The organism is Bacillus sp. FSL W7-1085, assembly GCF_038595035.1.
GTDB classification, from domain to species: Bacteria; Bacillota; Bacilli; order Bacillales; family Bacillaceae; genus Bacillus; species Bacillus altitudinis.
This window is the reverse complement of sequence record NZ_CP152000.1, coordinates 1,510,452-1,535,172: the sequence shown is the minus strand read 5'-3', so window position 1 is coordinate 1,535,172 and position 24,721 is coordinate 1,510,452. Positions and strand designations below refer to the sequence as shown.

At 41.4% G+C, this 24,721-nt stretch carries 25 protein-coding genes; all 25 read right to left on the bottom strand.

The genetic code is table 11. The annotated features are described in order from the left end of the window. Nucleotides 1-45: 45 nt before the first annotated feature. Nucleotides 46-1,350, bottom strand: a complete 1,305-nt coding sequence (gene trmFO, locus MKY11_RS07770) for an FADH(2)-oxidizing methylenetetrahydrofolate--tRNA-(uracil(54)-C(5))-methyltransferase TrmFO (RefSeq protein ID WP_007499618.1) — start codon at nucleotides 1,348-1,350, stop codon at nucleotides 46-48. Between the two features lie 70 nt (nucleotides 1,351-1,420). Then, nucleotides 1,421-3,496, bottom strand: a complete 2,076-nt coding sequence (topA, locus tag MKY11_RS07765; protein WP_008344821.1) for a type I DNA topoisomerase — start codon at nucleotides 3,494-3,496, stop codon at nucleotides 1,421-1,423. Nucleotides 3,497-3,690: 194 nt separating this feature from the next. Next, nucleotides 3,691-4,593 carry a DNA-processing protein DprA gene (dprA, locus tag MKY11_RS07760; protein ID WP_342501986.1) on the bottom strand — a complete coding sequence of 301 codons (903 nt, stop codon included), beginning with the start codon at nucleotides 4,591-4,593 and terminating at the stop codon, nucleotides 3,691-3,693. A 63-nt stretch (nucleotides 4,594-4,656) separates the two neighbouring features. Further along, nucleotides 4,657-5,559, bottom strand: a complete 903-nt coding sequence (sucD, locus tag MKY11_RS07755) for a succinate--CoA ligase subunit alpha (RefSeq protein WP_007499624.1) — start codon at nucleotides 5,557-5,559, stop codon at nucleotides 4,657-4,659. Between the two features lie 22 nt (nucleotides 5,560-5,581). Beyond that, nucleotides 5,582-6,742 carry an ADP-forming succinate--CoA ligase subunit beta gene (sucC, locus tag MKY11_RS07750; protein WP_008344824.1) on the bottom strand — a complete coding sequence of 387 codons (1,161 nt, stop codon included), beginning with the start codon at nucleotides 6,740-6,742 and terminating at the stop codon, nucleotides 5,582-5,584. Between the two features lie 176 nt (nucleotides 6,743-6,918). Then, a complete protein-coding gene (locus MKY11_RS07745; RefSeq protein WP_008344827.1) occupies nucleotides 6,919-7,194 on the bottom strand; it encodes a FlhB-like flagellar biosynthesis protein in 276 nt (91 codons plus the stop codon). Beyond that, the gene (locus MKY11_RS07740) at nucleotides 7,191-8,924 is read right to left on the bottom strand and encodes a glycosyltransferase (protein WP_160757709.1); all 1,734 of its coding nucleotides are present in this window, start codon (nucleotides 8,922-8,924) and stop codon (nucleotides 7,191-7,193) included. Before MKY11_RS07740 ends, MKY11_RS07745 begins: the two co-directional genes overlap by 4 nt. 28 nt (nucleotides 8,925-8,952) lie before the next feature. Beyond that, entirely contained in the window at nucleotides 8,953-9,717 is a 765-nt protein-coding gene (locus tag MKY11_RS07735; protein WP_268431951.1) for a ribonuclease HII, read from the bottom strand. A gap of 76 nt (nucleotides 9,718-9,793) precedes the next feature. Continuing rightward, entirely contained in the window at nucleotides 9,794-10,642 is an 849-nt protein-coding gene (gene ylqF, locus MKY11_RS07730; protein ID WP_007499632.1) for a ribosome biogenesis GTPase YlqF, read from the bottom strand. A gap of 90 nt (nucleotides 10,643-10,732) precedes the next feature. Continuing rightward, nucleotides 10,733-11,080, bottom strand: a complete 348-nt coding sequence (gene rplS, locus MKY11_RS07725; protein WP_008344834.1) for a 50S ribosomal protein L19 — start codon at nucleotides 11,078-11,080, stop codon at nucleotides 10,733-10,735. Between the two features lie 137 nt (nucleotides 11,081-11,217). Beyond that, nucleotides 11,218-11,952, bottom strand: a complete 735-nt coding sequence (gene trmD, locus MKY11_RS07720; protein ID WP_007499635.1) for a tRNA (guanosine(37)-N1)-methyltransferase TrmD — start codon at nucleotides 11,950-11,952, stop codon at nucleotides 11,218-11,220. Next, nucleotides 11,949-12,473, bottom strand: coding sequence for a ribosome maturation factor RimM (rimM, locus tag MKY11_RS07715; RefSeq protein ID WP_008344836.1), 525 nt, complete (start codon nucleotides 12,471-12,473; stop codon nucleotides 11,949-11,951). The genes trmD and rimM overlap by 4 nt, the downstream gene beginning before the upstream one ends. A gap of 9 nt (nucleotides 12,474-12,482) precedes the next feature. Next, nucleotides 12,483-12,869 carry a YlqD family protein gene (locus tag MKY11_RS07710; RefSeq protein ID WP_008344839.1) on the bottom strand — a complete coding sequence of 129 codons (387 nt, stop codon included), beginning with the start codon at nucleotides 12,867-12,869 and terminating at the stop codon, nucleotides 12,483-12,485. Nucleotides 12,870-12,972: 103 nt separating this feature from the next. After that, entirely contained in the window at nucleotides 12,973-13,218 is a 246-nt protein-coding gene (locus MKY11_RS07705; protein ID WP_012009937.1) for a KH domain-containing protein, read from the bottom strand. Further along, a complete protein-coding gene (rpsP, locus tag MKY11_RS07700) occupies nucleotides 13,218-13,490 on the bottom strand; it encodes a 30S ribosomal protein S16 (RefSeq protein ID WP_003212139.1) in 273 nt (90 codons plus the stop codon). Before rpsP ends, MKY11_RS07705 begins: the two co-directional genes overlap by 1 nt. Before the next feature lie 105 nt (nucleotides 13,491-13,595). After that, on the bottom strand, nucleotides 13,596-14,939 hold the full coding sequence (ffh, locus tag MKY11_RS07695) for a signal recognition particle protein (protein ID WP_008344842.1): 1,344 nt from the start codon (nucleotides 14,937-14,939) through the stop codon (nucleotides 13,596-13,598). A 13-nt stretch (nucleotides 14,940-14,952) separates the two neighbouring features. Next, entirely contained in the window at nucleotides 14,953-15,285 is a 333-nt protein-coding gene (locus tag MKY11_RS07690) for a putative DNA-binding protein (RefSeq protein WP_008344844.1), read from the bottom strand. A gap of 141 nt (nucleotides 15,286-15,426) precedes the next feature. Then, entirely contained in the window at nucleotides 15,427-16,413 is a 987-nt protein-coding gene (ftsY, locus tag MKY11_RS07685) for a signal recognition particle-docking protein FtsY (protein ID WP_017359097.1), read from the bottom strand. A 21-nt stretch (nucleotides 16,414-16,434) separates the two neighbouring features. After that, nucleotides 16,435-19,995, bottom strand: a complete 3,561-nt coding sequence (gene smc, locus MKY11_RS07680) for a chromosome segregation protein SMC (RefSeq protein ID WP_342501985.1) — start codon at nucleotides 19,993-19,995, stop codon at nucleotides 16,435-16,437. Between the two features lie 105 nt (nucleotides 19,996-20,100). After that, nucleotides 20,101-20,844, bottom strand: coding sequence for a ribonuclease III (gene rnc, locus MKY11_RS07675; protein WP_342501984.1), 744 nt, complete (start codon nucleotides 20,842-20,844; stop codon nucleotides 20,101-20,103). 184 nt (nucleotides 20,845-21,028) lie between these two features. Further along, the gene (gene acpP, locus MKY11_RS07670) at nucleotides 21,029-21,262 is read right to left on the bottom strand and encodes an acyl carrier protein (RefSeq protein WP_003212028.1); all 234 of its coding nucleotides are present in this window, start codon (nucleotides 21,260-21,262) and stop codon (nucleotides 21,029-21,031) included. 81 nt (nucleotides 21,263-21,343) lie between these two features. After that, nucleotides 21,344-22,087: a 3-oxoacyl-[acyl-carrier-protein] reductase gene (gene fabG, locus MKY11_RS07665; RefSeq protein WP_342501983.1), complete on the bottom strand. Its 744-nt coding sequence runs from the start codon at nucleotides 22,085-22,087 to the stop codon at nucleotides 21,344-21,346. After that, the gene (gene fabD, locus MKY11_RS07660) at nucleotides 22,087-23,031 is read right to left on the bottom strand and encodes an ACP S-malonyltransferase (RefSeq protein WP_342501982.1); all 945 of its coding nucleotides are present in this window, start codon (nucleotides 23,029-23,031) and stop codon (nucleotides 22,087-22,089) included. The genes fabG and fabD overlap by 1 nt, the downstream gene beginning before the upstream one ends. Before the next feature lie 15 nt (nucleotides 23,032-23,046). Further along, nucleotides 23,047-24,045 (bottom strand): phosphate acyltransferase PlsX, encoded by a 999-nt coding sequence (gene plsX, locus MKY11_RS07655; RefSeq protein ID WP_017359101.1) that lies wholly within the window; start codon nucleotides 24,043-24,045, stop codon nucleotides 23,047-23,049. Nucleotides 24,046-24,060: 15 nt separating this feature from the next. Continuing rightward, complete coding sequence (gene fapR, locus MKY11_RS07650; RefSeq protein WP_008344859.1) at nucleotides 24,061-24,627, bottom strand: transcription factor FapR; 567 nt, start codon at nucleotides 24,625-24,627, stop codon at nucleotides 24,061-24,063. Between the last annotated feature and the right edge of the window lie 94 nt (nucleotides 24,628-24,721).

Sequence of the window (24,721 nt, the reverse complement as noted above, 5' to 3'; positions counted from 1 at the left end):
GCTTTTAAATGGTATCACATATCTTGCTTCCCGTGCAATGTTTTACTACAGAGATTTCGAAATAGTTTGAATAGTTTCGATTGCGCGTTTAGCGTACTCTGCATAGCGCTCTTGTTTGTTTTTAATTCGAACGCCAAGATCTTTCAGCAAGCCAAAGTTTGCATTCATCGGCTGGAAGCTTTTCTTGTTTGTTGATGTGATGTAGTAAGCCATACTGCCAATCGCTGTTTCTTCTGGAAGTGTCACAAGCTCTTCTCCTTTAACAAAACGAGCTGCGTTGATTCCAGCCACTAGTCCTGAAGCCGCGGACTCAACATATCCTTCAACACCAGTCATTTGTCCGGCAAAGAATAAGTCGTCTCTATTTTTAAATTGATACGTCGGTTTTAGAAGGCTTGGCGAGTTAATAAATGTATTACGGTGCATCACACCATAGCGAACAATCTCTGCCTCTTCAAGACCTGGGATCAAACGGAATACTTCCTTTTGATCGCCCCATTTTAGATGTGTTTGGAACCCAACAATATTATATAAAGTACCTGCTGCATCATCCTGTCTTAATTGAACAACAGCGTAAGGTCTTTTCCCTGTTTTTGGATCTTCAAGTCCAACTGGTTTCATCGGGCCAAACAACATGGTTTTTTTCCCTCTTTTGGCCATGACTTCAATGGGCATACAGCCTTCGAAGAAGATTTCTTTTTCGAATTCTTTTAACGGCACAGTTTCAGCAGAAATGAGCGCCTCATAAAAACGATCGAATTCTTCTTCTGTCATCGGACAGTTTAAATAAGCCGCTTCCCCTTTATCATAACGTGATTTCAAGTACACTTTATCCATATCGATGCTGTCTTTCTCGAGGATCGGCGCTGCTGCATCGTAGAAATATAAATACTCTTCACCTGTTAAGGATTTTAATTCTTTTGAAAGTGCTTCTGATGTTAGAGGACCCGTTGCGATAATCGTCGGACCTTCTGGAATGCTTTGCACTTCTTCTTGAAAGACCGTCACATTCGGGTGATTTTTCACGCGGTCTGTGACGTTAGCTGCAAATTCATGACGATCTACTGCAAGCGCTCCACCAGCAGGAACCGAGCTTTCATCTGCTGCTGCGATGATTGCTGAATCTAAATGACGCATTTCTTCCTTTAGTACACCTACTGCGTTTGTTAAAGCGTTCGCACGCAATGAGTTACTGCATACGAGCTCCGCAAATTTATCAGTGTGGTGAGCTGGTGTTTGTTTGACAGGTCTCATTTCATACAGATGAACTTTAATTCCGCGCTTGGCAATTTGCCATGCCGCTTCACTTCCTGCTAAACCTGCTCCGATCACATTTACAAATTGACTCATTGTACAACTCTCCTATTTCGTAAGTTCTATTTGATGACATAAAAAAGCAGGTGAACAAGGTTGCTCACCGCTATTTTTGTTGTTCCTCTTTATAATCACAGTTCACACATTGAACTTGAATGCCTTTTTTCAGCTTTTTCTCTACAAGCATATTTTCGCATTTTGGACACTTTCTTTCAATTGGTTTGTCCCAAGAGACGAATTCACACTCTGGAAAACGATCGCAACCGTAAAAAATGCGGCGCTTCTTAGATTTCCGTTCAACGATATTTCCTTCGTGACAAGTCGGGCATTTGACACCAATATCTTTGACAATTGGTTTTGTGTTACGGCAGTCAGGGAAATTAGAGCATGCCATGAACTTACCGTATCTCCCCATTTTGTACACCATTGGATGACCACACTCTTCGCAATCAACTCCGGCGTATTCAGGCTCGATCTCAACTTCCTGCATCTCTGCTTCTGCTTTTTCTACCCGTTTTGCAAAATCTTGATAGAAACTGTCGATAATGCGTACCCATTCAATCGTACCTTCTTCAACGCTATCAAGTTCTTTTTCCATTTTCGCAGTAAATTCTACGTTAATGATTTCAGGGAAGAATTCAATAATTAAGTTGAGCACAATCTCTCCAAGCTCTGTTGGAATAAACCGTTTGTTATCAAGTGCCACGTAGCCGCGCTTTTGAATGGTATCTAATGTTGGTGCATACGTCGATGGGCGGCCGATACCTAGCTCTTCAAGGGTTTTGACAAGTCTAGCCTCAGTGTAGCGTGGAGGCGGCTGCGTAAAGTGCTGCTCTGGTTCAATATCTTTTGAAAGAACGGTATCTCCCTCTTTCAGATCAGGAAGCATTTTGTCCTTTTCTTCTAACTGGTCGTCCTTCCCTTCAACATATACTTTCATAAATCCAGGGAATTTCACCTTACTTCCATTTGCACGGAAAGTAAGCCCGTTATTTTCAAGATCCACACTCATTGTATCAAGAACAGCTGGTGCCATTTGGCTTGCCACAAAACGTTCCCAAATCAATTTATAAAGACGAAGCTGATCTCTGCTTAGCACGTGTTTGACATCTGCTGGTTTTCTTAGCGTAGAAGTCGGACGGATGGCTTCGTGAGCATCCTGTGCATTTTCGTTCTTTTTGGCAGTACGTTTTGTTGTATTCAAGAAATTCTTGCCATACGTTTGATCAATGAAAGCAGATACTTCTTCAATTGCCGTATTGGAAATACGTGTCGAGTCCGTTCTCATATATGTAATGAGACCTACTGTACCTTCTTTACCAAGATCAATTCCTTCATATAATTGCTGTGCAATCATCATCGTTTTCTTCGCACGGAAGTTTAGTTTTCTCGCTGCCTCTTGTTGTAAGGTAGATGTTGTAAACGGAACAGCTGGGTTGCGTTTACGTTCTTTTTTCGTCACTTTTTCAACAGAAAACTTGCTTCCTTTTAATTTCGAAAGGATTTCTTTTACATCTTCTTTTGTTTTTAGCGGATGTTTTTTGCCATTTACGCCAAAGAAACTCGCTTCAAAGCTTTCTTTCCCTTTTAGGAAGGTACCATCAATTGTCCAGTATTCTTCTGGTTTGAATTCATTAATTTCATTCTCGCGGTCAATAATCAGGCGGAGTGCAACTGATTGAACACGACCGGCGCTTAAGCCCTTTTTGACTTTCTTCCATAAAATTGGGCTGATTTTATATCCAACGAGACGATCTAAGATTCGTCTTGCCTGCTGCGCATCAACCAAGTCCATATCGATCATACGTGGATGTTTAAAGGAATCTTTAATTGCATCTTTTGTAATCTCGTTAAAGACAACGCGGCAATCTGAAGAGAGGTCAAGGTCAAGGCTGTGGGCTAAATGCCAAGCAATCGCTTCTCCCTCTCTGTCGGGGTCAGCTGCGAGATATACTTTTTTTGCTTTTTTCGCTGCTGTTTTTAATTCTTTTAAGACTGGACCTTTTCCTCGAATCGTAATATATCTCGGTTCGAAGTCATGCTCAGTGTCAACACCAAGCTGACTTTTCGGTAAATCCCTTACGTGCCCCATTGAAGCCTTTACTTTATACTTTTTTCCTAAATAACGCTCAATCGTTTTCGCCTTTGCTGGCGACTCAACGATGACTAAATAATCAGCCATACTCAAAATCCCCCTTAAGAGGTGTTCTCTCTTTATCCATTTCACAAATTTATATTTATGTTAATTGCACCTATCTAACAGGCAATCGTTAAAAATTCTTTATGATGAACATCATTATAAACACGAAAAACAAAGTGTAAACTTAAATCCTCACTATTATTAAATATTCCGATGTCTTTTGTCAAACGATATTTTTATGGGAGTTCAGTATATTGAACACCACTCAAGGAGAATTCCTCTAAAATATCCTTCGTTGAATGAACAAGCTTGGCACCTTGCTGAATCAGTCTAGCTGGACCTATAGAATTAGAATCAAAGATCGATCCTGCAACAGCAAACACTTCTTTTCCTTGCTCTAATGCCTGGTAGGCTGTAATAAGCGAACCGCTCTTTTCTTTGCACTGGACCACGATGGTTCCTCTTGTCAGGGCACTAATTAATCTGTTTCTCATTGGAAAATGCCATTTTTCTGGTTTGATATAAGGCGGATGCTCTGACAACAGTAAATGATGTTCTCCCATATATTGAGCCATTTGCACATGTTCTTTTGGATATACATGTTGAAAGCCGCCAGCTACAACACCAATCGTTTTTCCTTTTTTTCTTATGCACTCTTTGTGTGCAAGTCCATCAATTCCTTTTGCTAAACCACTCACAATCATCCAATCTTCCTCTACAAGTTCTCCAACAAGTTTCTTCACGCACGCTTCTCCATAAGAGGATGGCACTCGTGTACCTACTACACCTAAACTTTTTTCTTCATTTAAATAGGTAACGTTTCCTTTTAGGAATAATACTGGGGGAGGATCATAAATGTGTTTTAGTGAGCTGGGATATAAAGGTGATGTGATGGGAACCATGTGAATATTTTGCTTTAAATAGGCTTGAACGATGTGTTGAAAAATGGGGAATTCATTTTCTTCAGCTTGTTGTAAGCGGGTAAAGTCGATCTTTTGTAATAATCGATCCTGTTTGAAATGATGTGTTTCTTCATTTATATATAGCTCAGGATCGACTTTCCACCATTTTGTTAACAAAGAGGGTGAGATGAGGCCTTTTAAGCGGTGAAAAATCATTCTTTCGGACACGTTGTACATACCATTCCTCCAGTTTAAGATAGAAAGAAGAAGACTTGTCAAAGAACAAGTCTTCTTGTGTCATTAATGCGTTTTACAAGCTTCGAAGAGATTCTTCTCTTTTAACACTTTAATTAAGGTTTCTCCCATGACAGATGGTGTCTCTGCCACTTCAATTCCACATTCACGCATTGTTTTTACTTTTTCATCAGCAGTTCCTTTACCACCAGAAATTATGGCACCAGCATGTCCCATACGTTTTCCTGGAGGCGCTGTTTTACCGCCAATAAAGCCAACAACCGGCTTGGTCATATTTGCTTTTACCCATTCAGCTGCTTCTTCTTCAGCAGTACCACCGATTTCACCAATCATGATCACAGCATGCGTTTCAGGATCTTCATTGAAGGCTTTTAATACATCAATAAAGTTCGTGCCATTGACAGGGTCTCCGCCAATTCCTACAGCTGTTGATTGACCAACACCAGCCTCTGAAAGCTGATGTACCGCTTCATATGTAAGCGTTCCAGAACGAGACACAACACCAACATGACCTTTTTTATGAATGTAGCCAGGCATGATGCCAATTTTACATTCTTCAGGTGTAATCACGCCAGGACAGTTCGGTCCAACAAGTCTTGTCTTCTTACCTTCCATATAGCGTTTCACTTTAACCATATCCAGAACTGGAATGTGTTCTGTGATACAAATCACTAGATCCACTTCTGCATCAACAGCCTCTAAAATGGCGTCTGCTGCAAATGGTGCTGGTACATAGATAACAGAAGCATTTGCTCCAGTTGTCTGTACTGCTTCAGATACAGTATTAAATACAGGAACTCCCTCTACTTCAGTTCCACCTTTTCCAGGTGTGACACCGCCAACGATATTTGTTCCATACTCAATCATTTGTTTTGTATGGAATAAAGCGGTTGAACCGGTAATCCCCTGAACAATTACTCTCGTATTTTTATTAATAAATACACTCATTTAGGTTCCCTGCCTTTCTGCTCTACTTGACTAAAGATACAATCTTTTCTGCCCCGTCAGCCATAGACTCAGCAGAAGTGATATTTAAGCCTGAATCACTCAGGATTTTCTTCCCTAATTCAACGTTTGTTCCTTCAAGACGTACAACGAGTGGTAATGTTAAGCCGACTTGTTTCGTCGCTTCAACAACACCTTCTGCGATGACATCACATTTCATGATGCCGCCAAAAATGTTCACGAAAATCCCTTTGACATTTTGATCAGATAAGATGATTTTAAATGCTTCCGTTACTTTTTCAGCAGTTGCACCGCCGCCAACATCAAGGAAGTTTGCAGGGTCCCCGCCGTAATGCTTGATGATATCCATTGTAGACATCGCAAGGCCTGCTCCATTCACCATACAGCCAATATTCCCATCTAGAGAAATGTAGCTTAGGTCATATTTAGATGCTTCAATCTCTTTTGGATCTTCTTCATCAAGGTCACGGTATTCTAATATATCTTTTTGTCTATATAAGGCATTGCTATCAAAGTTTAATTTTGCGTCAAGTGCCATGACTTTTCCATCACCTGTTACAACAAGAGGATTTATCTCGGCAATTGAACAATCCTTTTCAATAAACGCATTGTAAAGGCTTGTCATAAACTTAACAGCTTGACCAACTAATTTTGTTGGAATATTAATTTTAAACGCAACTTCTCTCGCCTGATAGGCTTGGAGACCAATCGCTGGGTCGATGACCACTTTCACGATTTTTTCTGGCGTTTTTTCTGCTACTTCTTCAATTTCAGTACCGCCTTCTTCAGAAGCCATCAATACAATTCTTGATGTCGCTCTATCCAAAACGAGTCCTACATAGTACTCTTTTTGAATATCGCAGCCTTCTTCAATAAGTAAGCGTTTTATTTCACGCCCTTCAGGCCCAGTTTGATGTGTGACAAGTGTCTTGCCGAGCAATTCCTCTGCAAACCCTTTCACTTCATCTTTTGTTTTTGCAATTTTTACCCCACCTGCTTTACCACGGCCGCCTGCATGAATCTGTGCTTTTACGACATATACAGAGCTTCCTAGCTCTTCTGATGCTTTCACTGCTTCATCAGGTGTAAATGCTACTTTACCATTTGGAACTGAAACCCCATATTTTCTTAGGATTTCTTTTCCTTGGTACTCATGGATATTCATTTCCCATCCTCCCAACATATGTAGAAACAAAAATTATAAAATAGACTGCGCTTTCATTTTAAAGAATAAAAAAGAGAATGTCTAGGGTTCTATGTAAAATCGTAAAATCCTTCTAAACATTCAAACTTTTATTTTATTAAAAATATAAATTTTTCAGTCAAAACACTTATTTTACCTTATTTTTTCATTTTTTGATCCAACCGATAGATAAATGAAAATATTTCTGCTACAGTATCGTATAACGCTTCTGGGATTTCCTCATCGAGCGTTAAGTGGCGCATCAGTTCTACTAAATTACGGTCTTCTTGGATAGGGACGCCAGCTTTTTGGGCTTCTTCAATAATATGATCAGCCACATAGCCGCTGCCTGTTGCAACGACTTTTGGCGCTTTTTGTTTTTCTTCATCATAGTGTAGAGCGACCGCTCTTCTAAGCGGTTTTGAATCTTTCATACTCGTAAGTCCAGCCCTTTCTCGCTGATTTTATGAAAGTGTTCATCTAGAAAGTCAGACGGATCAATTGGCTCTTCTCTCTTTTTCGCTGTAATCCCCGTTAAACTATACCCTAGGGCATTTAAATTCTCTCGAACAGCTGGAATCATTGGATTAATGGTCCCTTGAAGTTCGTGAGCCGTCTCGACTGTAATTGACATCACTTTTTGCTGAATCGTACAGTCTATTAACGTTTCTTCTAAGTTCTCCATGTTTAAATAAAACATTAAACGGCACTGAGAAATATCAATAGAGCCATCTTTTTTCTTATGCCCTTTTAGAATAAAGGTTAAATCTTGAACACTATGTTTTGAGAAAAGAGGGTAAGAAACCATCATTTGACTAACTGTTTGGTTTTCCTGATGCACTAGTAACTGCCCATTTAATCTATGGAATAATTGATCCATTTCTTTTTTTACGGGTTCCGGAACATCAGCTTGCCTTGCATCATTTAAAACCATCTTTAATTGGTGAAGCTCTTGGCTTTTGACATCTTGGCTGCCCTTTTCCAGTAATTTCAGCATCCCAATTTCATCTCGTACACCTATCGCTTTTTTCATCGTCATCAGTAAATCGAGTACATCGGTTTTATTGCTTAATGCTGGTTCAGTCTGCTGAATGACCTTTGCCAATGCGTTCGCCTCTGTTTTTGAAAGAAACGGAAATTCCTTTTGAAGCACGGCTGCCTTTGCGTCAGCCTGTGGCCCTGCCTGCTGGACTGCTTGAACCAGTGATGTGAGTTGTTTTACATCAAGCTGCTGCTGTCCGTCTGTGCCTTGCTTTGTGATGCTTGTCAGAATGCGTTCTATTTGCTGAAGCGGGAGCTGTTTTGGACTTAATAATTGCTGCACGCTGTTCTGATTCACTGTATCCACCTGTCGCCCTTGTATAGCGGCGGGCTGGCTCTGCTTTGTTTGCTGAGCCGGATTGACATGAGGCTGCACCTGCTGCAAGCTTTCTCCTTGCTTCGTTTGACCTTCTTTTGCTCCTAGAAGCACCGATAAGAGCTTTTCTGCATGAACAGTTGTCTCAGCATTTACAACCGTACGAACGGCCTGTGTAAGAGCCTGTGTGGCTTCTGATTGCTTCGGAAGCTGTGTTAATCGATCTAGCAGTGCTGTCACATCCTGATGAAGTGTAGAGGGGGATTTCATCGCTAATATTGATTGGAGTACTCCTTGTTGAATCGGCAAATCTTTCTTTAAAGCAAAAAGAAGTGCTTGCAGGCCTTTTTTGATATCCGCGCCTTGAAGTTGTTCAATCCATTTTACTGCCGTTTTTAACTCTGCTTCGTTGATGACCGGTTTTTCTTTTAAAAAGGCTGTAGCTGTTAACATTTGTTCAAGTCCATTTTTAAGCGACAGACCTTCTAGTAGTTTAGCTGCGGCATCCTTTAATGTTTTAGGATCTTGGTCAAATTGCTGAACAGGTCTTAATTTACTCAGACTGCCTCCACCTTCTTGTTCTAATTGGAACCAGTAGAAAGAATCGGCTTTTAGCTGAGCCGCTAGCTGCGCTTTGATTTTGGTCGAACCTATTTGAACAAGTGCTGTATCATCCCCAAGCATTTTCAGTACTTTGCCGAGAATGAGCCGGTGAATATTTTCCTTTCCTTCCGTGTTAAGCGGAACAGATTCTGCTGTATTCAGCCGACTATTCAGTGCAGTATGTATATCTTCAACTCTTGTCATCACAGGCAGCCTCCTTGTGTCAAAATATTTATGAAATAACAGATTTCACTGGTGCAAATGATAACCGGTGGATAGGTGTGGCGCCATGTGTTTGAATGGCAGCCAGGTGCTCTTTCGTTCCATACCCTTTATGTTTTTCAAATTGATACTCAGGGTACTGGCGTCCATACTCTTCCATCATTTGGTCCCTTGTCACTTTGGCAATACATGCACCAGCTGCGATGGATGCGCTTTTAGCATCTCCTTTGATGATATTCTCCTGTTGAGTAGGAAGCGGGAGCGTCATCGCATCTATGAGTAGATAATCAGGTGTGTGAGTGAGCTGCTTTACAGCCTTCACCATCGCCAGTCTTGATGCTTCGTATATATTTATTTCGTCAATCGTTGCCGCATCAACAATGCCGATGCCGATGTCGAGTGCTTCCTTTTGAATGAGCTCATAATAGGTCATTCTTTTTTTCTCAGATAGCTGTTTTGAATCATTTAAACCGAGTAGGACGGTATCTTCTTTTAATATCACAGCTGCCGCAACAACTGGGCCAGCCAGTGGTCCTCTTCCTGCTTCATCTATGCCTGCAATACAAGTGTATCCTTGCGCTCTTGCTTTGGTTTCAAATTGCAGCATTTGCTTCCATGCTGCATGCAGTTCTTGCTGCTTTTCTCTCTCTTTGTTCCATTTGTCCATCAGCTTATGGACACTTTTTCTTGTATCGTCTTTCAATAGTTCACGAATGTATGACTCGTCGTCAGCATGTTGTTCTATTAATTCTTTTATTTGTTTGACCGTGTACATTGGCTTTTCCGCAGCCTCCTTCTTTATATCGGCAGTTTTTCGCAAAAAATAAAGACCCGCATGAGCTGCGTGTCTTTTAGCTTTCAGGCTTCTCAAAAGTGAGGGGACCAAATTTTTCCGTTCGAATATCCCGAATAATGATTTCGGTCGTTTTGTCGTAATTAATGAATCCTCCACTCATCAGACAGCCGCGTTTTGTGCCAATGGCATCAAACAGCTCAACTGTATCTTCAGGTATTTCTGCTAAATCATAGCGTTTTTTTAACCGCTCTGGATAGTGCTCTTCTAAAAAGCGGAGCGCATACACTGCGACATCCTGCAAGTTGATGATTGAGTCTTTAATCGCTCCAGTGACGGCCAGCCTAAGACCTACTTGTTCATCTTCAAATTTCGGCCAGAGAATTCCGGGGGTATCGAGCAGTTCAAGTTCTTTTCCGACCTTCACCCATTGTTGTGACGTCGTAATACCAGGTCGATCTCCTGTTTTCGCAATATTTTTCTTTGCCAACCGATTGATCAGCGTTGATTTGCCGACATTGGGAATTCCGATAATCAAAGCTCGAATGGCACGCGGCTTAACACCTTTTGCTTTCATTCGATCGAACTTTTCTTTTAAGATTTCTTTTGATGTCGTAATGATTTGATTTAACCCTTGTCCATCGACAGAATTAATGGCAAGCGACCGTACACCTTGCGCTTCAAAGTGTGCCTGCCACTCTTTTGTCATACGAGGATCTGCTTTATCTGCTTTGTTCAAAAGCATAATTTTCGGTTTGTTTTGGAGGATTTCTTCAATCATTGGGTTTCTAGAGGACATCGGAATTCTTGCATCGGTTAATTCAAATACGATGTCGATGAGCTTTAATTTTTCTGTGACTTCCCGTCTTGCTTTTGCCATATGGCCTGGAAACCATTGAATTGTCATATGTGCACCTTCTCTCTTCTAACGGTTGTCTCTATACATTGTACAAAAAAAGAGCCTGTTACAGGTAACAAGCTCTTTCCTTTGATATCATTATCGTCTGATTTCTTTGATACGAGCCGCTTTACCGCGAAGTTCACGTAGGTAGTAAAGTTTCGCACGACGTACCTTACCGTGACGTACAACTTCGATCTTAGCGATTTTTGGTGTGTGTACAGGGAATGTACGCTCAACGCCTACACCGTAAGAGATCTTACGAACTGTGAAAGTTTCGCTGATTCCACCACCACGACGCTTAATTACAACACCTTCAAAGATCTGGATACGCTCACGAGTACCCTCGACAACTTTCACGTGTACACGTAAAGTGTCACCAGGACGGAACGCAGGAAGATCAGTGCGTAATTGTTCTTTTGTGATTTCTTCAATCAATTGTTGCATCGTTTTCAACTCCTTCCAACAGATGCTCATGTCCTCTTTCTTCATTGCAGCGGAACATCGTTTTCAAACTTGAATCGGCAAGCCGTCCAAGTCACAAGTAGTATCATACCACACCTGTATACCTTGTGCAATACAATCTAGTCATTATGAAGCTGCCAAAGCCATCTTTTTTCTTCATCCGTTAATGTTTTGCAAGAATCGATCAAATCTGGCCGTCTTGTATAGGTTCGCTTCAACGATTCTTTACGCCGCCACTCTTCAATTTTGGCATGATTTCCAGAGAGAAGCACATCTGGTACTTTCAATCCTTTATAATCAGCTGGTCTTGTATAGTGCGGATGCTCAAGCAGACCTGTACTAAATGAATCTTCGATATGAGACGCTTCTTTTCCAAGCACATGAGGCAAAAGCCTGACCACACTGTCTGCAATCATCATCGCCGGCAGCTCTCCGCCTGTGAGAACGAAATCCCCGATTGAGATTTCATCTGTGACAAGATGCTCCCTGATGCGCTCATCGTAGCCTTCATAGTGGCCGCAAATGAACATAAGATGCTCTTCTTTTGCAAGCTCTTCTGCTTTCTTTTGTGTATATCTTTCTCCTTGAGGACAGACAAGAATAATGCGGGGTTTCTTGTTTGCTTTTTTCGTTAAATCTTCTACCGCATCAAATACAGGCTGTGCTTTCAGAACCATGCCAGCACCGCCGCCATACGGATAGTCATCCACTGTTTTATGTTTATGATCGGAATACTCCCTAAAATTCACGACATCAAATGAGACCGCATCTTTTTCCTGAGCTTTTTTTAAGATCGATGAGTGAAGCACTCCTTCAAACATTTCAGGAAACAGTGTTAAAAAGTCAATTTTCATTCGTCAATGAGTCCTTCCATCACTTCAATGTGTACTTTCTTGGATGAAATATCAACTGTTTTGACGACAGATGGAATATAAGGGATGAGGGCATCTTTTTTGCCTTTTCTTCCAACCACCCATACATCATTTGCCCCCGGCGTTAAAACTTCTTTGATTTGACCAATCAGTTTGTCCTCTTCATCATATACTTCACAGCCGATGATTTCGTGGAAATAGAATTCCCCTTCATCTAATGAACCAAGATGTTCTTTTTCTACTTTTAAAATCGACTCTTTTAATTGCTCAGCTTCATTTAATGAACCGACTTCTTCAAATGTCAGTAAATCAAATTGTTTGTGCTGTCTATGTGATGCGACAGTCACTTTTAGCGGTTCTTTTTGATTTTGTTTGAAAATATAAAGGACGCTGCCTTTTTTGTAGCGTTCTTCTGGGAAATCAGTCTTTGACACAACACGTACTTCTCCGCGCACTCCATGTGTATTGACGATCTTTCCGACATTCAACCATTCTAGTTCCATGTTCTATAATCACCCCTGACGTATTTCCACAATGGTGCCGTCTTTCACGACGATGACATTGTCTTGCATTTTGTCATCCCATTTATCACCTATTTTTACTTCAATCAGCGCATCCACTTCTGTTTCTTTCATTTCACTGCCAAGAGGCAAGATATGCAGCTGCTCGACTTGAAAATCAATTTGCCTCATTTTCTCTTGTCTTTTTTCAATGGCTTTTTGAAATTGAGGGATGGCTTCTTGCTGATGTGGTTCTTTTTCATGCTTTTTGAGTTGAAAATATAGTTGATTGCACTCACGTTCTAGTCTTTCTTTTTTCTCCAAAAAAGTCGTTAACAGTTTGTCCTTACTGCTTTCAGTTAATACTTGCATGACGGTGACATGTTGAATGATCTGCATCTTCCTTTTTGTCCCCCTATCCGAAGGCATTTGTCCTCTACAGTATAACGAAAAATAGATTTAAACGTGTAAAAAAAGGGGAGGTCCTAAGCCCTCTCCCTTTTTAGTCAGCAATCTCAAGTTGAACTTTCTTAGAAGACTCTGCACTTGCTGCAAACATGACTGTTCGTATCGCTTTAGCTGTACGTCCCTGCTTTCCGATCACTTTTCCGGTATCTTCAGCATTGACAGACAGTGTGTAAATGACCTGCTCATCTTTTTCTAATGAAGATACGTGAATATCTTCAGGGAAATCAACAAGTGGCTCGACGATGGACACAATCAATTCTTCCAAGGACAGCTCATTCATTATTTGCTGTTTTTCGCATTATGAAATTTTTCAAGAATTCCTTGGCTTGAGAAAAGGTTACGAACTGTATCAGATGGTTTCGCACCATTTTGAAGCCATTTAAGCGCTAATTCTTCGTTGATTTTCACCTCAGCTGGTGATAACACTGGATTGTATGTTCCAACTGTTTCGATGAAACGACCGTCACGTGGTGAACGAGAATCTGCTACAACAATACGATAGAAAGGAGATCTTTTTGATCCCATACGTTTTAAACGAATTTTTACTGCCATTTTACTAGCACCTCCGAAAATATTTCAACAAGATAGTATATTAACAATGATAAAAGGGTTTGTAAAGTGTTTTTTCTTAACAACGGTTTTATCATGTATAACCAATTACATAAATGGTAATTTAAAGCCGCCTTTTTTCTTTCCTTTGGACATATTGGTCATTTGCTTCATCATCTTTTTCATTTCGTCAAATTGTTTTAAAAGGCGATTGACTTCCTGTACAGATGTTCCGCTTCCTTTTGCAATCCGTTTTCTTCGGCTTGCATTGATGACCTCTGGCTGTTCTTTTTCTTCGGTCGTCATTGATTTAATGATCGCTTCGATGTGATTGAGCTGCTTTTCGTCTACTTGGACGTTTTTGAGCCCTTTCATTTTACCGGCTCCCGGCATCATTTGGATCAGTTCATCAAGTGGACCCATGTTGCGAACCTGCCCAAGCTGCTCGAGGAAATCATCGAGCGTGAAGCTCATTGTCCGCATTTTTTGTTCCAGCTCTTTCGCTTTATCTTGGTCAACGTTTGCTTGTGCTTTTTCAATAAGCGTGAGCACATCTCCCATGCCAAGAATTCTCGATGCCATCCGCTCTGGATGGAATGGTTCAATTGCATCAAGCTTTTCACCTAGTGCGGCGAATTTAATCGGCGTATTTGTGACTGCACGAATTGACAATGCTGCCCCGCCTCGCGTATCACCGTCTAGTTTTGTCAGAACGACACCTGTTAAACCAAGCTGTTCATTAAAGCTTTTTGCGACATTGACAGCATCTTGACCAGTCATCGAGTCAACAACGAGGAAAATCTCTTCTGGATTTGCGACTTCTTTTACTTTCTGAAGTTCATCCATTAAGTCTTCATCAATATGAAGACGTCCTGCTGTATCTAAAATGACATAATCATGATGTTCTTCTTTCGCTTTTTCAATTGCCTGTTTGGCAATTTCGACAGGACTAACTTGATCACCTAATGAGAATACGGGCATATCAAGCTGTTTCCCAAGCGTTTGAAGCTGCTGGATCGCTGCTGGTCTGTAAATATCAGCGGCCACCATCATCGGCTTGCGATTATGTTTTTTGCGAAGTAAGTTGGCAAGCTTTCCAGTTGTGGTCGTTTTACCTGCCCCTTGAAGACCAACCATCATAATGACAGTTGGAGATTTTTTCGCTACAGCGATTTTACTCTCTTCCCCGCCCATTAATTCAGTGAGTTCTTCTTTTACAACTTTAATGACCTGTTGTCCTGGGGTAAGACTTTGCATGACCTCTTGTCCAACTGCCCGCTCGCTTACTTTTTTCACAAAGTCTTTGACTACTTTAAAATTGACGTCAGCTTCAAGAAGGGCAAGGCGTACCTCGCGCATCATTTCTTTTACATCTTGCTCTGACACTTTTCCTTTGCCGCGGATTTTTGAAATCGTCTGCTGCAGTCGGTCGGCTAATCCTTCAAATGCCATACTGTGCCGCCTCCTAATCTAATTTCTCAAGCGATTCAATTAAAGCTTCTGCTTCTTCCTTTTGCGCGGAATCTGCTACAAGCTCTCTCATTTTTGTGAGAAGTTCTTTACGCTCTTTAAATTTCTTAAACAAGAGCAGCTTTTCTTCATATTGTTCAAGCATCGCTTCAGTCCGTTTAATATTATCATAAACAGCCTGTCTTGATACTTCATATTCATCCGCAATTTCACCGAGGGAAAAATCGTCTAGGTAGTAAAGCGACATGTAGCTCTTTTGTTTTGCGGTCAACAACGATTGATAGAAATCAAACAAGTAGTTCATTCTCGTTGTCTTTTCAAGCGTCATGGGCTCTCTCCCCTTTGTTAAGTTCATTCCCTTTACAACAACTAAGTTTACACGGTTCTAATCTATGTGTCAAGTTTTTATCTTGTCACTTCTTGCGGCGATATTTAAATAAAAAAGCCGGCAGTTTTGCCGGCAGTTTGATTAGTCTTCTTGATCAATCATGTCTGAGAATAATCCGTACACATACGATTCAGCATCGAACTCTTGCAGATCGTCTACTTTTTCACCTAATCCCACAAGTTTTACAGGGATGTTGAGCTCATTGCGAATGGCAAGAACAATCCCGCCTTTTGCAGTACCGTCAAGCTTTGTTAAAGCGATACCTGTCACGTTTGTCGCTTTAGAAAATTCCTTCGCTTGCGCCATCGCATTTTGACCCGTTGTCGCATCAAGGGCAAGCAGTACTTCGTGCGGTGCATCGGGCACTTCGCGTTCAATGACTCTCTTGACCTTCTCTAGCTCTTTCATCAAGTTGACTTTGTTTTGCAGTCTGCCTGCTGTATCACAGATCAAGACATCTGCTTTTTTGGCTTTAGCTGATTGAACGGCATCATAGATGACCGCTGCCGGGTCAGAGCCTGCTGTTTGTTTAACGACAGGAACACCAGAGCGCTCGCCCCATACTTCAAGCTGCTCAATCGCCCCCGCACGGAACGTATCACCTGCTGCTAAAATGACGGATTTCCCTTCATTTTTTAGCTTGTTTGCCAGCTTACCAATGGTTGTGGTTTTACCGACACCGTTCACGCCTACAAATAAAATAATATTTAAACGGCCGTCTTCAATGTTCAGTTCAGAGATTTGTTCCTCACCGCTATTGTAAATCTCCACGAGTTTTTCAGAGATGACTGCTTGTACTTCACTTGGGTCTTGAATGTTTCTTAATTTCACTTCTTTTTTCAGCTCATCAATCAGTTCCATCACAGTCGTGAAACCAACATCCGCACCGATTAACACTTCTTCTAGTTCTTCAAAAAAGTCTTCATCCACTTTACGATAGCGAGAAATGAGTTCATTTACTTTTCCCTGAAACGAATTTCTCGTTTTTTCAAGTCCATCTTTAAACTTTTCTGATACTGAATCGGTTTGCTGCGTAAATTTTTCTTTTAATTTCTTAAAAAAGCTCATGGGTTCAAAAACCTCCTTTAATTACTGGACAAGCTCTTTCGTTTCCTCTAGTTTGACAGATACCAGTTTTGAGACACCTGACTCCTGCATCGTGACACCGTACAGAACATCTGCTTCCTCCATGGTTCCTTTTCGGTGTGTAATCACAATGAACTGTGTTTCTTGGCTGTATTTCTTTAAATACTGGGCAAAGCGGAACACATTCGCTTCATCAAGTGCCGCTTCTACCTCATCTAGCACACAGAATGGAACTGGTCTCACTTTTAAGATCGAGAATAATAAAGCGATGGCTGTTAATGCTCTTTCTCCGCCTGAAAGCAGGCTTAGATTTTGCAGCTTTTTCCCCGGCGGCTGCGCCACAATATCGACACCTGAGTTTAGTAAATCGTTTGGATCTGTCAACTTAAGGTCTGCTCTTCCTCCGCCAAATAATGCTTGGAAAACAGATTCAAAATGCCCGCGGATTTGAGAGAATGTCTCAGAGAAACGTTTCGTCATCTCCTGATCCATTTCTTCAATGACTTGGAATAACGTATTTTTCGCTTCTGTCAGATCATTGCGCTGTTCAGTTAAGAAGAGAAAACGTTCATTCACACGTTCATACTCGTCAATGCTGCCTAAGTTCACTGTTCCAAGCTCTTCAATGGCTAGTTTGATCAATTTCACGCGTTTTCTTGCTTCATCCGGCGATAGCGTCAGATGATACATTTCTTTTGCTCCTTCAAACGAAAGGGCATACTCTTCGTTTAAATAGGCGATGAGGTTATCAAGTTCAACTTCCATGCGGCCAAGCTTGATTTCTTCATCTTTTAAGCTTGTCGTGAGCTGTTTATACAGGCGTTTTTGCTCTTTCAGTTCACGTTCAGCGAATTCTAATGTTTCAGAAAGAGCCAGGCGCTGTTTGCGTCGCTCTGAGATAAGCGCTGTCGTTTTGTTTTTATGTTCCAGTTTCTCTTTTGCCGCTTCTTCCAGTTGTTCGGCGCCGTTTGAGCTGGATGACATTTCACTTGTTAAGAGGGACAAATCTTCTTTTGTTTCCGTCAGCGTCTTTTCAGCCTCTTCTAATTCAGCCGTTAAGCTCGACAGTTTTTCTTGTTCATTTGCTAAAGACTGCTCTTTTTTGGCAAGCGAGATTTTCAGCTCTGTTAACTCGGAAGAAATGGTTTCTTTCGTTGAGCTTTGGGTCTGCTTCCGTTTTGTTAACGTGTTGATCTCTTCGTCAAGAGAGGTCAGTTTCTCACCTATAGATGTTTCAAGGGCTGCCTGCTCTTTATCCTTGCTCGCAAGTTCGCTAGAGCGCTGCTGCAACTCTTCTTTTTCTTGATCATAGAGCTCTAGATGAGCGTTAATATTTTTTTCAGCTACTTGCAGTTCATATAATGTCCCTTTTAACTCTTGCTGCTTTTCTCGAAGCATTTCGCCGCGCTGACGCAATTCATTTAATTGGACTTCGCTTTCGGCAATCGATTGCTTCGTTTCTTTTGTTTCTTTTTCAAGGATCGTTGTTTTTTCTTCCATTTCAACGAGCTGCTTTGTTAATGTTTCAATCTCTCGGTTTCTGGACAGGAGGGAATTGTTCTTTTTCTTTACGCCTCCCCCAGTCATTGAACCGCCTGGGTTCACCACGTCCCCATCAAGGGTCACGATACGATAACGATGTCCTAGCATTTTCGCTAGCTCATTGGCACCTTTTAAGTCTTTCACGATTAGGACTGTTCCAAGCAAATTCCGAATGACTTTTTCATACTTTTCGTCAAAGGAAACGAGCTGACTCGCTACGCCGATAAATGCGTCATGCTGCTCAGCTGTTTGAATATCTCTGAACTGAATGGTTCGTTCTTTGATGACGTTCATCGGCAGGAAGGTCGCACGCCCAAAGGAATGCTGCTTTAAGTATCCAATGGCCTGTCTGGCAGCCGCTTCATTTTCAGTAACGACATGCTGCGTGGCTGCGCCAAGTGCAATTTCAATCGCTGTTTCATGTTGCTGCTCTGTTTGAATCAGCTCTGCAATCGCCCCGTGAATACCGCCTAACCGGTCCTTTGCCTTTAAAACCTCTTTCACTCCTTGGAAAAATCCTGAGAAGTCTTCCTGCATGGATTCAAGCATTTCTTTTTTAGATTTTGCCTGCTGTACATATTGATAGGCTTGGTAAAGTGCCGTTTCTTTTTTCTCGTATTGACGTTTCATCTGCTCTAGCTTTTGTTCCGCTTCTCTAAAGCGTTTCACCTGAGCCAAAATGTCTTCTTCTCGTTCTGAAAGTTGCTTCTCGGCTTCTGTTTTCTTTTCCTTCACAGATACCCGTTCTTCGATATGTTTCTGATTATTTTGCGTTAACCGCTCTAGCTGCAAGGCTGCTTGGCGCTGCTGTTCTTCTAGTAATTTACGTTCGTTTCGGATAGAAGCTTGCTCGTTTAATAGGTCAAAATAATCGCTTTTCAGCTGTTCAATTTGCCCTTCCACATCTTCACTATGAAGAGACAGCTGATGCTGTTTTGTTTTCACTTCATCTTTTAGCTGCTGCACTTCTGTTTGCAGGCTGTCACGTGTGACTTTCTGCTGTTCAATCTTTTCCGTTAACAACGCCTGTTTTTCGGTTAAACGCACGAGCGTATCTTCTAGCTGACCTTGGTTAGCGGCCGCATTTTTTTTCCGTTCTTTTAGAACTTCTTTTTTCCCTTCAAGCTTTTCTAGTTCTTCACTTGTGAAAAGGAGGACTTCTTGAAGGTCATGAATCGAATCGTCAAGTGCCTGAATACGGTCTCTCGATTCTTCGATTTTGGCTTCCTTCGCTTGAATGTCTGTGGACTGCTTCATTTCATCTTGTTTGAACCGCTCGACAGCTTCACCAAGTGTTGTCCATTTTTTGTGCAGTGCTTCAATATCATGGACGGTGAGAGCAATTTCTACATTTTCAAGTTCTTCTTTCTTTTGCAGATAGTCTTTTGCAATAGATGCCTGCATTCTTAGTGGTTCTACTTGATCTTCTAGTTCATGCAGAATATCTTCTACCCGGTTTAAGTTGTCCTGCGTTTCAAACAGTTTATTCTCGGCTTTTTTCTTTCTTGTTTTATATTTCAGGACACCAGCTGCTTCTTCAAAGATGCTACGTCTTTCTTCAGCTTTACTCGATAGAATCTCTTCTACCTTACCTTGGCTGATGATCGAAAAAGCTTCTTTTCCAAGACCTGAATCCATGAAAAGATCAATAATATCCTTTAAGCGGACAGACTGATTGTTAATGAGAAATTCACTTTCTCCAGAACGATAGACTCTTCTTGTCACACTGACTTCGTGAAAATCGATCGGCAAAAAGTGATCTTCGTTATCGAGCGTTAATGTCACTTCTGCTAAGTTGACTCGTTTTCTTGAGTCACTTCCTGCAAAAATGATGTCTTCCATTTTTCCTCCGCGGAGGCTTTTTGCTGATTGCTCTCCAAGTACCCAGCGGATCGCATCAGTAATATTACTTTTGCCGCTTCCGTTTGGTCCAACAACAGCTGTAACCCCTTTGACAAAGTCTACAGTCACCCGCTGTGCGAAAGATTTGAATCCTATCACGTCTAAACGTTTGAGGAACATGAGAGTGATCCTCCTTATGTATTTAAAGTACTATTATCTTACCATATGAACTGAAAAAAGATGATGGAAAACAGAGTGAAATCCCCCTGAATCACGAGGGGGATTTTATTGGTTCATATGATGTTTCTGTAATTTAGCAAGTGCTTCCTGTGCAGCATGCTGTTCCGCTTCTTTTTTTGAACGGCCATTTCCAATTCCAAGCACTTCTCCTCTAAGGGATACATTGGCTTCAAATTCCCGGTTATGTGCTGGGCCTTTTTCATGCAGGATTCGGTATTCAAGTACACCTTTTCCATCTCGCTGAACAAATTCTTGAAGCTGGCTTTTAAAGTCCATGACATGTGAGAATGCCCCGTCATTAATTTTCGGGTACACATAGGCTTCTAGGAATCGTTCAACAGGCTCAAGTCCTTGATCTAAATAAAGCGCTCCGATAAACGCTTCAAATACGTCTGCTAAGAGTGCCGGACGCTTTCTGCCGCCTGTCATTTCTTCCCCTTTTCCTAAAAGAACAAGGTCTCCGAAGGACAGCTCATGTGCTAATGACACAAGTGATGGCTCACATACGATCGCCGCTCTCAGTTTTGTTAAATCTCCCTCGCTCATGGCTGGATACTTTGCAAATAAGAACTGTGAGATCGTCAATTCTAAAACAGCGTCCCCTAAAAATTCAAGTCTTTCATTATCCTCATAAGGTTTTTTCCGATGCTCATTCACATAAGAGGAATGTGTAAAGGCTTGATAGAGTAGTTTTTCATTTTTAAAGTGTACAGAAATGCGCTGCTGAAATTCTCTGAATTGCTCTAGTTTTTTGCTCTTTTTCTGTTTGTCTTTATAGTGTTTTGGCATAGCAACCTCCAGGTAGGCGTCATCGCCTTTAAGGATACTGATTATATGGAGTCTCTCTTTCTACATGCAAGGAAACCGTGCTCCTTAGCATCTGAAAAAGGCTGACAATTGATCAGCTGAATATGTTGAAACTAACATAAATTTTCAAAGTCCCGCCATGAAAATAGACGGGACTTTGTTACGCTTATTGCTGGCTATTTATGTAGTTCACAGCGTCACCGACTGTTGCAATTTTTTCAGCATCTTCGTCAGAAATTTCCATATCGAACTCATCTTCAAGTTCCATAACTAGCTCAACTACATCAAGGGAATCAGCGCCTAAATCTTCTTTAAATGAAGCTTCCATTTTCACGTCAGCCTCATCAACGCCAAGGCGGTCTACAATAATTTTTGATACACGCTCTAATACGTCTGCCATTGCCTTTCACCTCCCCTCAAAGTATTATAGTTGATTCGTTTTTAAAAAACTAGAGAAAACGTAACGAAATTTTGATATTTCTTAGGACATAACCATTCCGCCATCCACTTGGATGGTTTGGCCTGTAATATAACCTGCTCCTTCTGAAGCTAAAAAGACAACAACGTTGCTTATATCTTCAGGCGCACCAAAGCGTGCGAGCGGGATTTGCTTAAGCATTTCTGTTTGAACATTCTCATCAAGCTTGTCTGTCATATCAGTAGAAATAAAGCCTGGTGCTACGGCATTGACTGTAATATAACGGCTTGCCAGCTCTTTCGCTGTTGTTTTCGTTAATCCGATCACACCAGCTTTTGCTGCAACGTAGTTTGCTTGTCCAGGGTTTCCGCAAACGCCGACAACAGATGCTACATTGATGATTCTTCCGCTGCGCTGTTTCATCATTTGACGTGTCACAGCTTTTGTACAGTTGAAGACACCTTTTAAGTTTATGTTAATGACATCATCCCATTCATTTTCTTTCATTCTCATGAGCAGGTTGTCCTTTGTAATTCCAGCATTATTCACAAGAATGTCGATTGAACCAAATGTATCAACGGCTTGTTTCATTAATGCCTGTACTTCTTCTGCATTTGACACATCCGCTTTGACAGCAAAAGCCTGCTGGCCAAGTGCTTTGATCTCATCGACGACTTCATTTGCTTTTGCTTCGTTGCCTGAGTAGTTCACCACAACATTGGCACCTTTTTTCGCCAAATCGATCGCAATCGAACGGCCAATACCGCGTGATGCACCTGTGACAACGGCTGTTTTATTTGTAAGCATCAAGAATCCCCCTTGAGTGTTTGAATGGCTGCTTCAATTGTTTCTTGATCTGATACGGAAATGGTCGTCAGGCGGCGATTGACTTTTTTCACAAGACCTGAGAGCACTTTACCAGGACCAATTTCAATAAATGTTGTCACACCTAAGTCAATCAGGCGTTCTACACTTTCTTCAAATCGAACAGGAGAATACAATTGTTCAATCAGCTTCGTTTCAATTTCATTACGTGATGTCACGATGTCTGCTGTTACGTTTGAAATCACTGGCGTCGCGGCATCAGAAATGTCTAATTTAGATAATACATCTGTGAATTTTTCAGCTGCTGGTTTCATTAATGCAGAATGGAAAGGTCCACTCACTTCAAGTGGAATTGCACGTTTTGCGCCCTTTTCTTTCGCTTTCTCTGATGCAAGTTCCACACCTTTTGCTGTACCAGAGATGACGATTTGGCCCGGACAGTTTAAGTTCGCAAGTTCTACAAGATGACCGCTTTCTGTCACTTCTTTTGTCACTTCTACAAGCGCTGCTTGGTCTAAGCCAAGAATCGCCGCCATTGCGCCTTCTCCTGCTGGAACGGCTTCATTCATTAATTCGCCGCGCTTTCTCACTGCGTAAACGGCATCTTTAAACGAAAGAGCTCCCGCTGCAACAAGGGCTGTATATTCACCCAGGCTGTGCCCTGCTGCATAATCTGCTTTGATTCCGCTCTCTTCAAACTTCTTTAAGATCGCGATGCTTGTCGTTAAAAGAGCTGGCTGTGCATTATATGTCAGCGTCAGTTCTTCTGCATCTCCTTCAAAAATCATTGAAGATAAATCAAAACCAAGGGTCTGATCTGCTTCTTCAAACACAGCTTTAGATGCTGCTTCTTGGTCAAATAAATCTTTTCCCATGCCAATTTTTTGAGAGCCTTGGCCTGGGAATAAAAAAGCAATTTTACTCATGCTGCTCTACCTCCATTACGACTCATTCGTGTCTTCTTTTTGAACTTCTTGATGAATGATAGCTGAAACGTCTTTTTTAACGATGTCACGCGCCTGACGAATGGCATGAAAAATCGCATTTTCATCAGAGGAACCATGCGCTTTAATAACGGGCGCTTTTAAACCAAATAATGCGGCACCACCATATTCGGAGTAATCCATTTTAGATTTCATCTGCATTAATTTTGGCTTCATCATACCTGCTGCTATTTTAGCTGTGAAACTGGATGTTAAGGTTTCTTTCAGCATTTTAAAAACAGAAAGGGCTGTGCCTTCGATCGTTTTAAGGGCGATATTCCCCGTGAAACCATCTGTGACAACGACATCAGCTACACCCTCTAATAAATCACGCGATTCTACATTTCCTACGAAATTCAAATCTGATGCTTTTAATAATTCAAAGGTTTTTTTCGTTAAATCGTTGCCTTTTTTATCTTCTGTCCCGACATTTAAAAGTCCAACGCGTGGATTGCTCTTCGGGAAGACATGCTCTGCATAAATAGATCCCATCATGGCATATTGCACAAGATGCTCTGGCTTTGCATCAACGTTTGCGCCGACATCCAATAATAAGAACCCGCTGCCATCAAGTGTTGGCAACGTCGGAGCAAGTGCTGGTCTGTCAATGCCATCAATTCTGCCTACGATAAACAGGCCTGCTGTCATGAGTGCCCCAGTATTTCCAGCTGAAATACAGGCATCTGCTCTTCCTTCTGAAACTTCCTGCGCCATTTTCACCATAGAAGAATCCTTTTTACGTCTCACTGCACGCACTGGTTCATCCGTTGGTTCAATGACTTCTTTTGCATCTAAGATCGTGATGCGTTCATGATTTGTTATGTATGATTTGATCTTGCTTTCATCGCCGACTAGTGTAATCTCGATATCTGAAAATGCTTCTAAGCTTTTTTGCACACCGTCAATAATGGCTTTAGGGGCATGATCTCCCCCCATTGCATCGACTGCAATTCTCATGTTATGTGCCACCTTTTACTTTTGTTTTGAGCGATACATGACGAAATCGCCTGAGAAGACAACTTCCTCACCTACATAGCTGTTTACTTCAACTACGGTTCTGCCTTTTTCTTTATCATGTGAGGCAACTTTGGCTTTTGAGACGACTCTTTCGCCTTGTTTGACCTGCCTTGTAAACTTAATATTTGCTTTTGCTGTCAAAGCCAGTTCATCGTCGATGACGGCTACTGCCAGCGAATTTGCCTGGGCAAAAAGATGATGTCCCCTGGCAATTTGGTTACGGCTAAATACATGCTCTTTTCTTACTTCAAAAATGGAAATCGCTTGATCATCAAGCTCTACATCAATCATTTCTCCAATAACTTCATCCAGCGGAAGAGACTTCACTTCATCCTCTAATGTCTTTTCGGCCACGTGCTTAATTCGTTCGCGTAATTCAGGGATTGACAGCTCCAAACGGTCAAGTCGAACTGTTTGAATGCTTACACCGAACTTACTTGCCAATTCTTCATCAGTAATGAACGGAGTCGAGCTGATCGTTTGCTGGAGAAGCCTTTGTCGTTCTTTTTTATTTAGTTTCATATGCAGACACCATCCGTACATTTATGACTAGGTACTAATAGTAGTATATAATCTCATAGATGATAAATCAATCCTTGTTTCAAAAAGACAAGAA

Coding starts and splice junctions, on each gene's coding strand:
- fapR (WP_008344859.1), bottom strand. CDS start 24,627: ATGAAACTAAATAAAAAAGAACGACAAAGGCTTCTCCAGCAAACGATC.
- smc (WP_342501985.1), bottom strand. CDS start 19,995: ATGTTCCTCAAACGTTTAGACGTGATAGGATTCAAATCTTTCGCACAG.
- rplS (WP_008344834.1), bottom strand. CDS start 11,080: ATGCAACAATTGATTGAAGAAATCACAAAAGAACAATTACGCACTGAT.
- sucC (WP_008344824.1), bottom strand. CDS start 6,742: ATGAATATCCATGAGTACCAAGGAAAAGAAATCCTAAGAAAATATGGG.
- plsX (WP_017359101.1), bottom strand. CDS start 24,045: ATGAGAATTGCAGTCGATGCAATGGGGGGAGATCATGCCCCTAAAGCC.
- fabD (WP_342501982.1), bottom strand. CDS start 23,031: ATGAGTAAAATTGCTTTTTTATTCCCAGGCCAAGGCTCTCAAAAAATT.
- ffh (WP_008344842.1), bottom strand. CDS start 14,939: ATGGCATTTGAAGGATTAGCCGACCGACTGCAGCAGACGATTTCAAAA.
- rimM (WP_008344836.1), bottom strand. CDS start 12,473: ATGGAACTAGAATGGTTGAATGTCGGAAAGATCGTCAATACACATGGA.
- trmFO (WP_007499618.1), bottom strand. CDS start 1,350: ATGAGTCAATTTGTAAATGTGATCGGAGCAGGTTTAGCAGGAAGTGAA.
- trmD (WP_007499635.1), bottom strand. CDS start 11,952: ATGAAAATTGACTTTTTAACACTGTTTCCTGAAATGTTTGAAGGAGTG.
- MKY11_RS07735 (WP_268431951.1), bottom strand. CDS start 9,717: ATGTACACGGTCAAACAAATAAAAGAATTAATAGAACAACATGCTGAC.
- MKY11_RS07745 (WP_008344827.1), bottom strand. CDS start 7,194: ATGAAAGATTCAAAACCGCTTAGAAGAGCGGTCGCTCTACACTATGAT.
- sucD (WP_007499624.1), bottom strand. CDS start 5,559: ATGAGTGTATTTATTAATAAAAATACGAGAGTAATTGTTCAGGGGATT.
- ftsY (WP_017359097.1), bottom strand. CDS start 16,413: ATGAGCTTTTTTAAGAAATTAAAAGAAAAATTTACGCAGCAAACCGAT.
- rpsP (WP_003212139.1), bottom strand. CDS start 13,490: ATGGCAGTAAAAATTCGTTTAAAACGTATGGGATCAAAAAGATCTCCT.
- MKY11_RS07710 (WP_008344839.1), bottom strand. CDS start 12,869: ATGCAGATCATTCAACATGTCACCGTCATGCAAGTATTAACTGAAAGC.
- fabG (WP_342501983.1), bottom strand. CDS start 22,087: ATGCTTACAAATAAAACAGCCGTTGTCACAGGTGCATCACGCGGTATT.
- topA (WP_008344821.1), bottom strand. CDS start 3,496: ATGGCTGATTATTTAGTCATCGTTGAGTCGCCAGCAAAGGCGAAAACG.
- MKY11_RS07690 (WP_008344844.1), bottom strand. CDS start 15,285: ATGACGCTTGAAAAGACAACGAGAATGAACTACTTGTTTGATTTCTAT.
- MKY11_RS07705 (WP_012009937.1), bottom strand. CDS start 13,218: ATGAATGAGCTGTCCTTGGAAGAATTGATTGTGTCCATCGTCGAGCCA.
- dprA (WP_342501986.1), bottom strand. CDS start 4,593: ATGTACAACGTGTCCGAAAGAATGATTTTTCACCGCTTAAAAGGCCTC.
- acpP (WP_003212028.1), bottom strand. CDS start 21,262: ATGGCAGACGTATTAGAGCGTGTATCAAAAATTATTGTAGACCGCCTT.
- MKY11_RS07740 (WP_160757709.1), bottom strand. CDS start 8,924: ATGACAAGAGTTGAAGATATACATACTGCACTGAATAGTCGGCTGAAT.
- ylqF (WP_007499632.1), bottom strand. CDS start 10,642: ATGACAATTCAATGGTTTCCAGGCCATATGGCAAAAGCAAGACGGGAA.
- rnc (WP_342501984.1), bottom strand. CDS start 20,844: ATGCCAAAACACTATAAAGACAAACAGAAAAAGAGCAAAAAACTAGAG.